The 11,491-nt window shown below is 76.0% G+C and carries 9 protein-coding genes; 2 read left to right on the forward strand and 7 right to left on the reverse strand.

The genetic code is table 11. The annotated features are described in order from the left end of the window. Positions 1-14: 14 nt before the first annotated feature. The 5 genes from KKR89_RS04025 to KKR89_RS18505 form a co-directional block, all read right to left on the reverse strand. Positions 15-626, reverse strand: coding sequence for a hypothetical protein (locus KKR89_RS04025; protein WP_208197971.1), 612 nt, complete (start codon positions 624-626; stop codon positions 15-17). 28 nt (positions 627-654) lie between these two features. Continuing rightward, positions 655-2,457, reverse strand: a complete 1,803-nt coding sequence (locus KKR89_RS04030; protein WP_208197972.1) for a thiamine pyrophosphate-requiring protein — start codon at positions 2,455-2,457, stop codon at positions 655-657. Between the two features lie 27 nt (positions 2,458-2,484). After that, positions 2,485-3,963 (reverse strand): FAD-dependent monooxygenase, encoded by a 1,479-nt coding sequence (locus KKR89_RS04035; RefSeq protein ID WP_208197973.1) that lies wholly within the window; start codon positions 3,961-3,963, stop codon positions 2,485-2,487. A 232-nt stretch (positions 3,964-4,195) separates the two neighbouring features. Beyond that, the gene (locus KKR89_RS04040; protein ID WP_208197974.1) at positions 4,196-4,642 is read right to left on the reverse strand and encodes a cupin domain-containing protein; all 447 of its coding nucleotides are present in this window, start codon (positions 4,640-4,642) and stop codon (positions 4,196-4,198) included. Positions 4,643-4,708: 66 nt separating this feature from the next. Then, positions 4,709-7,282: a helix-turn-helix transcriptional regulator gene (locus KKR89_RS18505; RefSeq protein ID WP_208197975.1), complete on the reverse strand. Its 2,574-nt coding sequence runs from the start codon at positions 7,280-7,282 to the stop codon at positions 4,709-4,711. Between the two features lie 101 nt (positions 7,283-7,383). Here KKR89_RS18505 and KKR89_RS04050 point away from each other — a divergent pair, with 101 nt between their 5' ends. Both KKR89_RS04050 and KKR89_RS04055 read left to right on the forward strand, forming a co-directional pair. Continuing rightward, a complete protein-coding gene (locus tag KKR89_RS04050) occupies positions 7,384-8,277 on the forward strand; it encodes an SDR family oxidoreductase (RefSeq protein WP_208197976.1) in 894 nt (297 codons plus the stop codon). A 43-nt stretch (positions 8,278-8,320) separates the two neighbouring features. Next, entirely contained in the window at positions 8,321-9,196 is an 876-nt protein-coding gene (locus KKR89_RS04055) for a L,D-transpeptidase (RefSeq protein WP_251141009.1), read from the forward strand. Between the two features lie 22 nt (positions 9,197-9,218). On the opposite strand, the gene KKR89_RS04060 is transcribed toward KKR89_RS04055, so the two are convergent. Both KKR89_RS04060 and KKR89_RS04065 read right to left on the reverse strand, forming a co-directional pair. Then, a complete protein-coding gene (locus KKR89_RS04060) occupies positions 9,219-11,102 on the reverse strand; it encodes a glycoside hydrolase family 15 protein (RefSeq protein ID WP_208197977.1) in 1,884 nt (627 codons plus the stop codon). Between the two features lie 117 nt (positions 11,103-11,219). After that, positions 11,220-11,393 (reverse strand): hypothetical protein, encoded by a 174-nt coding sequence (locus KKR89_RS04065; RefSeq protein ID WP_208197978.1) that lies wholly within the window; start codon positions 11,391-11,393, stop codon positions 11,220-11,222. Between the last annotated feature and the right edge of the window lie 98 nt (positions 11,394-11,491).

Below are 11,491 nucleotides of genomic sequence, written 5' to 3' on the forward strand. Positions count from 1 at the left end.
ACGGTCGGGCCGCACTACCGCTCGGTGGCCTCCTGCGAGCGTCCCTCCAGCACGGCGTGCAGCCCACCCGTCACCACCATCGCCACGGTGGGCAGCCACGCGGCCGCGTCGGGGAACGCCAGCAGCGTCCCGACCGCGGCGAGGTACACGTTGGTCAACCCGGAGGTGGTGCGGATGCCGCGCAGCGCGACGTCCGCGGCCCGCGCGGCGCGGCCGCGTCCGTCCGTGGCGAGGGTCGCGCCGTCGCGGATGGCCCCGGCGTGGCCGAGCATGCCGAACCCGAGCACCGCGAGCATCGCGACGAGCCCCGCCGCGCGCGGCACCGAGCCGTCAAGCGCGGCCAGGGCGGCCGGCACCGCCAGCAGCACGCCCAGCGTCATCGCGACGAGGTCGCCCGCCGGGACGCGCCAGAGGTCGAATCCGCCGGCGGCCGACCGGACGCCCCCGCGGTTCGCGAGGGCCCACAGGCCCAGCGGGAGCAGCACCATCCACAGCAGCGCGTAGTCCCGGACCATCGTCGCCGCGACGAGGCCGAGGCCGGCGCCCACGACGAGCGCGACCGTCTGCCGGGCGAGGCGGCGGGCGTGGTGGCGGACGGGGGAGGAGGTCAGGGGTGGTGCAGGCACCCGGTGAGGCTAGGCGACCGCGCCGGTCTCAGGCCTCGTGCTCGGCCGAGAGCCCCGTCGGGTCGTCGGCGAGCTCACCGGCGCGCTGCGCGTCGAGCTGCCCGAGGGCGTTGTCAGGCACGGGCTCCTGGGCCAGACCGCGTCGCATCCGCGCCACCTGCGCCGCGGGCGCACGCGGCGGCAGCAGGGGCGTGTCCCGGTCGACGACGGCCTGCACGACGCACGGCCGGTCCGCGGACAGTGCCGTGCGCCACGCGTCGGCGACGTCCTGCGGGCGCGACACCCGGACGGACGCCAGGCCGAGCAGCTGCGCGTACCCCGCGTACGGGAACGCCGGGACGTCCTGCGACACGTCGAACCGCGGGTCCCCCTCCATCTCGCGCTGCTCCCACGTGACCTCCGCGAGGTCACCGTTGTCGAGCACGAGGAGCACGAACCGGGGGTCCGCCCAGTCGCGCCAGCGGTCCGCGACGGTGACGAGCTCGTTGATGCCGTTCATGAGCGTGGCACCGTCGCCCGCGAGCGCCACGACGGGCCGGTCGGGGTGCAGCAGCTTGGCCGCGATGCCGTAGGGCATCGCGGAGCCCATCGACGCCAGCGTGCTCGACAGGTGGGCGGGCACGCCCGGCGGCAGGCGCAGGTGCCGCGCGTACCAGTAGGTCACGGAGCCGACGTCGACCGCCACCTGGGCGTCGGCGGGCAGCTGTGCGGACAGCTCGTGCAGCACGAGCTGGGGGTTGAGCGGCTCGGCGGGTGCGGCGACGCGCTCGGCCGCGATGCGCCGCCACGCGTCGACGGCCGCGGTCACCTCGCCGCGCCACGGTCCGGAGCGCTGCGGCAGCCGCGTCAGCAGCGCGTCGAGCGTCGCCGCCGCGTCACCGGCGAGCGGCGCCTCGACCGGGTACTTGGCGCCGAGGTTGCGCGCGGCGACGTCGACCTGCACGGTCCGCGCCTGCCCGAGCGGCGGGTAGAACTCGGTCCAGGGGTCGTTGCTGCCGACGATCAGGAGGGTGTCGCAGCGGCCGAGCAGGTCGGCCGACGCGGTGGTGCCGAGGTGCCCGAGGACACCGCCGTGCACGGGCAGGCCCTCGTCGAACAGCGACTTGCCGAGCAGCGACGTGACGAGCCCGGCACCGAGCCGCTCGACCACGTCCAGCACCTGCCGGGTGGCGCCGCCCGCGCCGCGCCCGGCGAGCACGACGACCCGCTCACCGGCGGCGAGCAGCCGGGCGGCCCGGTCGAGGTCGTCGTCGGGCGGCACGGTGACGCCCCGGGACACCGCGGGCGACGTCACCACGACACCGTGCGCCTGCTCCGGCTCGGCGGCGGTGGCCTGCTGGACGTCGTGCGGCACGATCACGCACGTCGGGCTGGACGTGGCGATCGCGGTGCGCAGCGCGTTGTCCAGCACGGCCGGCAGCTGCTCGGGCGTCGTGACGGTCTGCAGGTACTGCGCGCAGACGTCCTTGAGGAGCACCGGCAGGTCGACCTCCTGCAGGTAGCCGGTGCCCAGGGCGGTGCTCGCCACCTGCCCGACGATCGCCACGACGGGCGTGCGGTCGAGCTTCGCGTCGTAGAGCCCGTTGAGCAGGTGGATCGCGCCGGGGCCCTGCGTGGTGAGGCACACGCCGACGCGGCCGGAGTACTTGGCGTGGCCGGTGGCCATGAACGCGGCCATCTCCTCGTGCCGCGCCGTGACGAGCTCGACGGCTCCGCCGGAGCGGGCCACCGCCGCCAGCAGCGGGTCGATGCCGTCGCCCGCGTAGCCGAAGATCCGTTCGACGCCCCAGTCGTCGAGCCGCTGCACGATCGCGTCCGCCACCGTCGTCATCACGGCCTCCTCCGGCTCGGTCCCTTCTCACCGATGCTGGGGGTCCGGCTCGTGTGACGCATCCCGGACGCCGTGGTCCGCCCGCTGCGCGGCGCCGAACCACCGTGCCAGGTGCGGCACGAGGTCGTCCTGGTCGGCGCCGACCCACGCGACGTGCCCGTCGGGGCGCAGCAGCAGGCCGGGCGCGTCGACCTCGTCGCTGCCCTCGACGACGTGGTCGACGCGGTCGGACCAGCCGGCGACGGACAGCGCGCCGGTCCGGTCGAGCAGCAGGCCGCGCCCCGCGTGCAGCAGCGGGTACAGCCGCCCGCGGCCCAGCCGGACGTCGCGCTGCCGCCGGCCGACCGGCTCCGGTCCGCCGAGGTCGTACCGGATCGCGAGCCCGGCGACGCGCTCGGCGAGCACCCGTCGCACGTCCGGCAGCGCCATGAGGTCGGTGAGGACCCGGCGCACGGCCTGCGGCCCCGGCTCGGGCAGGAGCAGCTCGCTCTGCGCACGGGTGAGCGTCAGGACGTCCTCGGCGACGGGCCGGCGCTCGGCGCCGTACGTGTCGAGCAGTCCGTCGGGCGCCCAGCCGCGGACCTGCGCCGCGAGCCGCCAGCCCAGCGCGAACGCGTCCTGGATGCCGAGGTTCAGCCCCTGCCCGCCCAGCGGTGGGTGCACGTGCGCGGCGTCACCGGCCAGCAGCACGCGGCCCAGCCGGTAGCGCTCGGCGAGCCGCGTCGCATCGGTGAAGCGCGTGAGCGACCGCGGCGCGTGGACGCCGAAGTCCGTGCCCGCGTACGCGCGCAGCTGCGTGCGCAGCTCGTCCAGGGTGGGCGGGACCGAGCGGTCCTCCGTGACGCCCGCCGCGGGGACGACGGCGCGGTGCAGCCCGTCGCCCGCGGGCCCGATGCCGAACCCCCTGTGCCGGCCGCGCACGTCGGCGGAGACGCGCGCGAGCTCGTCGGGCGGCGTCGTGACCTGCACCTCGCCGAGGATCCACTCGGTGCGTGCCGGCTCACCGGGGAACCCGATGCCGACCGAGCGGCGCACGAGGCTGCGTCCGCCGTCGCACCCGACGAGCCACGCGGCGCGCAGACGCTCGCCGCCGGTGAGCGTGACGTCCACGCCGTCGTCGTCCTGCGCGACGTCGGCGACCTCGCACCCACGCCGGACCCGCGCACCGAGCCCGACGGCGTGCTCGAGCAGCAGCCGGTCGGTGACGGGCTGCGGGATGCCGAGCACGTAGCCGTGGGCCGTGTCGAGGTCGGGTGGTGCGGGGGCGTCGATCGCGGCGAGGTGCCCGACGCCGCCGGGGTACTGCTGCCCGTGGGCGAGGAACCGGTCCAGCAGCCCTCGCTGGTCCAGCACCTCGATGCTGCGCGGGTGCAGGCCCAGCGAGCGCACGGCGGGGTTCGCCTCGGCGTCCCGGTCCAGGACCAGCACGTCGACACCGTGCAACCGCAGCTCGGCCGCGAGCATCGCGCCCGTCGGACCGGCACCGCTGATGATCACGTCGGGCATGCGCACCCCTGTCGTCGGCGGCCGGGTGGCCGCGACGGACCATCCTGGGTGCCGACCGGGGGCTTGCGGCAAGCCCCTTCCCCGGCCGTAACCTGGAGGTGGCGGCACTCGCCCGGGCCCGAGCACACCCGTGCCGGCGGGCGCCCGCGCTCACCCGACGGTCCTCACCGTCTCCTGACGCTCACCACCACCGACCGGGTTCCCGGCGCGCCGTCGCCAGGCGCCCCGTGCGTCAGACGGGACGGACCGTGACGCCGTGCCGCGCGGTGACGGCGGCGAGCGACGTCAGGATCGCGTCGACGGGTCCGTCGGCGGGCACCGTCGCGGCGACGTCGGCGAAGAACCGCCCCGCCCGGTCGCCCGACGTGATCGCCAGGAAGCGCGCCGTGCCGTCCTCGACCGAGAACGTGGACGGCACCCCGGCCGGCATCGTCAGCACCCCGCCGCGCGGCACCCGGTAGGTGGTGCCGTCGACGGAGGCCGTGAGGGTGCCGTCGAGGACGTAGAGGACGCCGGTCCAGGGCGACACGTGCAGCGGTGCGGCCTGGCCGGCCGCGGACCGGACCTCGAAGACCTCGAAGTCGCCGTCGGGGCCGCGGACGGACGCCTTGGCGACGTGGTCCCCGTCGAGCATCGTGTGGTGGACGCCCCCGTCCGGCGGGACGTAGGTGGTGGTCATGACCGCTCCGATCGTCGTGGGTACCCCAGCCTCCGGCGGTCGCGGACGTGCGGCGCGAGTAGCCGGCTACTCGGACCCGGGCGTGCGGACGAGCCGCGCCAGCGCGGCACGGTCGGAGACCCCGAGCTTGCGGCCCGCCCGGTAGAGATGGCCCTCGACCGTCCGGACGGACAATGTGAGGCGCTCGGCGATCGCCCTGTTGCTCAGCCCCTGCGCCGCCAGCACGGCGCTCTCCCGCTCGCGGACGGTCAGCGGGAGAGGTCGCACCGCCGCCAGCAGCGCGGGCGTGCGCGCGCCGGAGCGGTCGGCCAGCCCTTGCGCACGGGCGGCCGCCGACAGCGCGGAGCCACGTCGCCCCCGACGTCGGTGCAGCTCGGAGGCGTGCGCCGCCGCGTCGCCGGCGGCGACCGGGTCGCCCAGCCGCTCCCACGCGTCGGCCGCGTCCAGCAACGCCGCGGGGTCCTGCGCGCATGACGCGCGCGCGTGCTGCAGCGCAGCCCCCGCACGCGGACCCCCGACCCGTCGGGTGAGCGCCTCGAGCCGGGAGGCGGCGGGTGCGGATGCCCCGAGCTGGGTGGCGGTCTGCCAGGCGAGGACCTCGTAGGCCGGCGAGTCCTGACGACGTGCCAGGTCCGCTGCGTCCTCGGCCAGCCGCACGGCGGGCGTCACCGCGCCCTCGGCGGCCACGCACCAGGCACGCGCGAGGAGGTCGTCGGGTGCGTGGAGGGTGTAGGCGGGGTGCGTGTCCACCAGACCGTCGAGCAGGGGGCGTGCGGCGTCCGCACGGCCCGTCAGCCCGTAGGCCGTCGCGAGCAGGGTGCGGCACCGGAAGCGGAACTCGTGCTCGGACCCGTCCAGCCCCGCCCACGCGTCACGCAGCGGTGCCAGCGCGTCGGCGGGGCGACCGGCGGCGAGCGCCGCGTGGCCCGACAGCACGAGACCCATGACACGCGCCGGTCCCGGCAGGTCGGCCGCGGACGACGCGAGCCGGGCCGCGACGTCCTGCGCCTGGACGGGCAGGCCCGCCAGGCGCAGGCCCGTCACGAGCCAGTCCGTGAGCCCGAAGGCGGGGATGCCCTGGAGCGCAGCGGCGTCCCCGGCCCCGCCCGCGGTACGCACGGCGTCGAGTCGGCCCGTCACGGCGCCTACGGCGGCGAGTGCCGACGTCGCCAGCAGACGCGTGAGCTGGTCAGCCGGGTCGTCGTCGAGCAGCGCGAGAGCGCGCGCCACCGTGGCGCCCGTCCGGCCCCGGGCCACGTCGAGCGCCACGCCCATCGCCTCGAGAGTGGGGCGCTGCGCACCCGCGTCAGGGTCGGCGAGCGCCTCCGCCAGCACCTCGTCGGCTGCGTCGAGCCGGCGGAGCGTGAACAGCAGGTTGCCGGCGCGGTAGGCCCTGGCCCGGGCCCGCCACGGACCGCTCGGCGCGTCACCGGCGAGGTCGCACAGGGCGGCCTCGGCCGCCTCGCCCCGCGTGAGCCACGACAGCGTCGCGGCGTGCGCGAGGCGGGCCCGCCACCCGCCACCCGCCGCCGCCGCGTGGGCGAGCCGCTCGGCCAGGGGCAGGTCGTGGAAGGCCGTGGCGGCCTCGGCCGCCCGCAGGAGCAGGTCGTGGTCCGGGGGGAGGTCCGAGTCGAGCAGGAGGACGGCCCGGGCGATGGGGTCGGCCGTGCCCTCCAGGTGCGATGCGAGCACGCCGCGCAGGTGCCGTGCACGCATCATCCCCATCGCGGACCGACGCACCTCCCCGTAGACCGGGTGCGCCAGGCGGGCGACGGGTGCCGGGGCGGTCGTGTCCGTGCCCACCAGCCCGCGGGTCTCGGCCTCCTCCACGGCCCTTCGGGAGGTGAGCGCGGTGAGCGCGTCCAACCCGAGCGGCTCGCCGAGCGCCAGCAGGTCGACGACGTCGAGCACGGGAGGTTCCAGCCCGCCGATCTCGCGGTCCACGAGCGTCGCGAGCTCGGCCGAGACCCGCGGGTCGCCGGACCAGAGCCACAGCCCGGACCGCCGGCTCAGCCGTTGCGTCCGCACCTCCTCGGCCAGGAGGTGACGCAGGAAGAGCGGGCTGCCGCGGGTGAGGGCCCACAGCCGCTGCGCGGACCCCGACTCGACAGGGCCGTCGAGGACCCGCGCCACCAGCGACGACGTGGTCGGCGGGTCGAGCGGTGCGACGTCGAGACGCGGCAGCAGGTCGTCCTTCCACAGCGCCACGACGACGTCCGGCGCCGGCGCCGGAGCCGGGTCGCGGACCGTCACGACCACCGGGGCGATGCCGCGGACGACCACGCGATGCAGCACGACGGCCGAGAGCTCGTCGAGCAGGTGCGCGTCGTCCACGGCGAGCACGAAGGGCCGCAGACGCAGCAGGTGCCGCAGCATGCCCGCGACGGCGGCGGCACCCTCGACCGGCAGGTCCAGCAGCCCGGCGAAGGCGCCGAACGGCGTCAGCCGCGTGGCGTTCGCGCCGAGCGCCCACACGACCCGCCGTCGTCCTGCGGCCCGTGCCACGGCCTCGCGCACGAGTCGCGTCTTGCCGACACCCGCGGGGCCGGCCACGAGGATCCCGGCGGCGCCGGGGCGGACTGCGGCGACGACGTCCCGCAGCTCGGCGTCCCTGCCGGTGAACGGCCACAGCCGGTCCATGGCCCGATGGTAGGCGGGCGGATCCGGGTAGCGCACTACTCGTGCCCGCGGCGACGGGCGGGGGCATCGTGGCGCTGCCGCCGCGAGAGAGGGTCACCGCCATGAGTGCCACGCCTGCCGTCCTTGTCACCGGTGCGGGCCGAGGGATCGGCCGTGCGACCGCCGTCCGGCTGGCCCGTCACGGCTGGCACGTCCACGCGGGCGTCCGCTCGGACGCCGCCGCGGCGTCCCTGCGGGCCGAGTCGGACGCGATCACGCCCGTCGAGCTCGACGTCACGGTCCCCGAGCACGTGGAGGCGCTCGTCGATGCGATCCCCGAGCGGCTCGACGCCCTCGTCAACAACGTCGGGATCGCGGTCCCCGGGCCGGTCGAGACCCTGGACCGGGCGGCCATGCACCGCCAGCTCGACGTGAACCTCGTCGGACCGCTGGCCGTCACGCGCGCGGTCCTGCCCCACCTGCGACGTGCGCAGGGACGGATCGTGTTCCTGTCCTCGGTGAACGGGCTGGTCTCCTTCCCCTTCACCGGGCTGTACAACGCCTCGAAGTTCGCGGTCGAGGCGGTCGCGGACTGCCTGCGGGTCGAGCTGGGACCGTTCGGGGTGCAGGTCGCGCTCATCGAGCCGGGCGTGGTGGACACCGACCCGTGGCACGAGATGGACGCGGTGGTCGACGCGGTGGAGGCCGCCCTGCCGGCGGAGCTGCGTGATCTGTACGCGGGCCACCTGGCGGGGGAGCGGCAGCTCGTCGAGCGGATCCGGCGGGGCGCGATCCCACCGGAGACCGTGGCGCGCGCCGTGGAGCGGGCCCTGACCCGCCGCCGCGCCCGCGCCCGGAGCGTGGTGGGGCGTGACGCACGGCTCATGCTCGTGATGCGGGCCGTGCTGCCGGCCCGGCGCATGGATGCCCTGTGGACCAGAGAGCTGGGTCTGGGCCCCGGGCGCGCGCCGCGGGCCGCCGCGGCACCGCAGGAGCGAACCGAGGTGGTCACGTGAAGGCGGGTGGTCCGGGCCGCTCGACGTCCTGCACCATGGTGGGGTGAGAGCGACGAGACGTCCACGGGTCGGGGCCGCCGCGATGCTGGGCCTGGTCGTGGTGACCGGCTGCTCCGCGCCCGCACCGGCCACGGAGCCGGTGGTCGTGCGCGCGCCGGTCGAGGCCGAGAAGTCGGCCGTCCCGGCACCTGCGTCCGTGGCTGCCGCCGACCTGACGTCGCTCCCCGTCGTCGAGCCGCGCAACGTCGTCCCCGGCCTGCCCGGCACCGACGGCCTCGAGCAGCGCCGCAACGACGACCCCGCCCTCGGCGCCTGGCAGACCGCGACGGTCGTGCGCGACACCGCCGGGTACGACGCGGTGCACGGGCAGCCCGTCGCGACGGTGCCCGCGGTCACGCTCGACGTGCCGACGGTGCTGCCGGTCATCGACCAGCGCGGTGGCTGGCTGCGCGTCCTCGTCGCGACGCGCAGCGCGCTGCCCAGCCAGGACGTGTCCCAGGTCAACGGGCGCAGCGTGTGGATCCGCGCGCAGGACACGACGCCGTCGGGCACGGACTGGCGCCTGCACCTGGACCTGGCGGCGCTGAGCCTGACCGTCGACGACGGCACGACGACCAGCACGGTGCCCGTGAAGGCCGTGGGGGCACCGGGGTCGCCGACGCCCGCGGTGCCGCAGTTCGTCGTCGGGTCCCAGTGGGAGCAGCCGGGCACGTACACGCCGCGGGTGCTGCTGCTGTCCAGCCAGAGCGAGACGATCGACGTCTACGACACGGCGACGGGGACGTCGGCGACGGCGATCCACACCAGCCCGATCGCGCGCACGGGTGCCATCTCCAACGGGTGCGTGCGCGTCAGCGAGGAGGTGCTGGACCTGCTGTGGGGCAAGGTCCCGGCGGGGACGGTGCTGACGGTCGCCTGAGCGGGCGGCCCGGGTCGTGCCCTCACGGCGGCGGCGCGGCCGCCCGCGTGGCCGCCGCGACCGCGTCCGCCGCGCGGATCAGCCCGATGTGGCTGAACGCCTGCGGGAAGTTGCCGATGAGCCGGCCCGCGCCCGCGTCGTACTCCTCGCTCAGCAGGCCGACGTCGTTGGCGTACCCGAGGAGCTGGTCCATGAGGGCCCGCGCGTCGGCCAGCCGGCCGCTGTGCGCGTAGTGCTCGACGAGCCAGAAGTTGCAGATGAGGAACGGGTGCTCGTCCCCGGCGATGCCGTCCATGCCGTTGTCGGTGCGGTAGCGGTGGACCAGGCCGTGCGCGTCGACGAGCTCGGACTCGATGCGCGCGACCGTGCCGAGCATGCGCGGGTCGTCGTGCGTGATGAAGCCGGTGTGCGGCAGCTGCAGCAGCGCCGCGTCCACCCGGGTGCCGTCGTACACCTGCGTGAAGCTGTTGAGCTCGGGGTGGTACCCGCGCTGCTCGATCTCGGCGCGCAGCCGGTCGCGCAGCGCGCGCCACCGCTCCACGGGGCCGTCGAGCCCGTGCGCGTGCTCGACCGCGGTGATACCCCGGTCGAAGGCGGCCCACATCATGACGCGCCCGTGCGTGAAGTGGTGCAGCTCGCCGCGCATCTCCCAGATGCCGTTGTCCTTGCGGTCCAGGTTCCGCTCGCAGAACCGCAGCAGGCTCTTCTGCAGGCCCCAGGAGTACTCGTCCTCCTCGACCCCCGCGTCCCGCAGCAGCGCGAGCGCGATCATCACCTCGCCCACCACGTCGGCCTGGTACTGGTCGGCGGCGCCGTTGCCGATGCGCACCGGGCGCGACCCCTCGTACCCGGCGAGGTGGCCGAGCACCTTCTCGGGGAGCTCCCGCTCGCCGCCCAGCCCGTACATGATCTGGATGTGCTCCGCGTCGCCCGCCACGGCGCGCAGCAGCCAGTCGCGCCACAGCACCGCTGCGTGCGCGCGGCCGTGCGCGACGGCGACCTCGATCGTGAGTGCCGCGTCACGCAGCCACACGAACCGGTAGTCCCAGTTGCGGCTGCCGCCCAGGCTCTCGGGCAGGGACGTGGTCGGTGCCGCGACGACACCGCCCGTCCTCGCGTGCGTGAGGGCCCGCAGCACGAGCATCGAACGCACCACCTGCCGGTCGTAGTCGGTGTCCACGACCAGGGCCGCCGACCAGTCCGTCCAGTACTTGATGGTCACGGGCAGGGCGTGGTCGACCGACACGGCCGGGGGAGGCTCGTCGTACGACGGGAACGCGGACAGGTCCCAGTCGAGGGTCTCCCGCGCCTGCAGGCGGAACCGGCCGGTGAGCCGCGGCACCCGCGCGCCGGCCTCACCGTCGGCCGGCCGGTCGGACGCGTCGGTCGAGCCCGCGGGGTCGTCGCCGCGCCCCTCGCCGTCCGCGTCCGCCCACGTCAGCAGGGGGCCGAGGAGCAGGAGCCCCTCCGGTCCGGCGAGCGACAGCAGGGCCGGCGCGCCGGCATGGTCCACGACGCGCACCCACGGCGTCGCCCGCGCGTAGTCGAACCGCAGCCGCAGGTCGTGCTCGACCTCGACCGTCCCCTCGAGGCACTGGACGCGCCGCACGAGGTCCGCGCGTTCCTCGAAGATCGGCAGGAAGTCGGTGACGCGCACGCGCCCGTCCGGGGTCCGCCACGTGGTCTCCAGGACGAACGTGTGCGGGATGTACCGGCGCTCGACGACCTCGCCGTCCACGACCGACAGCTTCCAGCGTCCGTCGTCGGGGCCGCCGAGCAGCGCCGAGAACACCGCCGGTGAGTCGTAGCGCGGCAGGCACAACCAGTCGATGCTCCCGTCCCGTGACACCAGTGGACCGGTGCACAGGTCGGAGAGCAGCGCGTAGTCCTCCAGCGGGGTGCTCATCCCTGCCTGTCTACCGCGTCCGGAGGGACTCTGCGACGGGACGCCCGGTGCGGACCGGCGCCGGCCTGCGGACCGGCCACCTGCGCGACGGGCCGCTCGCGGCCACGTCGGCCCGCGTCAGCCGCCCTCGGAGCGCCCCTCCTCCTCGGGGTCCTCGGCAGCCGCGCCGACCGGCTCGGGGTTGACGTCCGCCTCGTTCGGTCCCGGCCCGGTGCCGACGGGCGGTCGCTGCTGGTCGTGGTCGTGGTCGTGGTGCGTCCCGGGGGACGCGGGACCGGGGTTCTCGCTCATCGCTGCTCCTTCGCACCGGACGACGACGGCGTCGTCGCCTCCTGTCGAGCATCGCCAGAGTGCCCGCGTCGCGCACGTCGAGGTGCGGGGACCGCCCT

It is taken from the genome of Cellulomonas dongxiuzhuiae (assembly GCF_018623035.1).
GTDB classification, from domain to species: Bacteria; Actinomycetota; Actinomycetes; order Actinomycetales; family Cellulomonadaceae; genus Cellulomonas; species Cellulomonas dongxiuzhuiae.

Coding starts and splice junctions, on each gene's coding strand:
- KKR89_RS04040 (WP_208197974.1), bottom strand. CDS start 4,642: ATGACCACCACCTACGTCCCGCCGGACGGGGGCGTCCACCACACGATG.
- KKR89_RS04065 (WP_208197978.1), bottom strand. CDS start 11,393: ATGAGCGAGAACCCCGGTCCCGCGTCCCCCGGGACGCACCACGACCAC.
- KKR89_RS04035 (WP_208197973.1), bottom strand. CDS start 3,963: ATGCCCGACGTGATCATCAGCGGTGCCGGTCCGACGGGCGCGATGCTC.
- KKR89_RS04050 (WP_208197976.1), top strand. CDS start 7,384: ATGAGTGCCACGCCTGCCGTCCTTGTCACCGGTGCGGGCCGAGGGATC.
- KKR89_RS04060 (WP_208197977.1), bottom strand. CDS start 11,102: ATGAGCACCCCGCTGGAGGACTACGCGCTGCTCTCCGACCTGTGCACC.
- KKR89_RS04030 (WP_208197972.1), bottom strand. CDS start 2,457: ATGACGACGGTGGCGGACGCGATCGTGCAGCGGCTCGACGACTGGGGC.
- KKR89_RS18505 (WP_208197975.1), bottom strand. CDS start 7,282: ATGGACCGGCTGTGGCCGTTCACCGGCAGGGACGCCGAGCTGCGGGAC.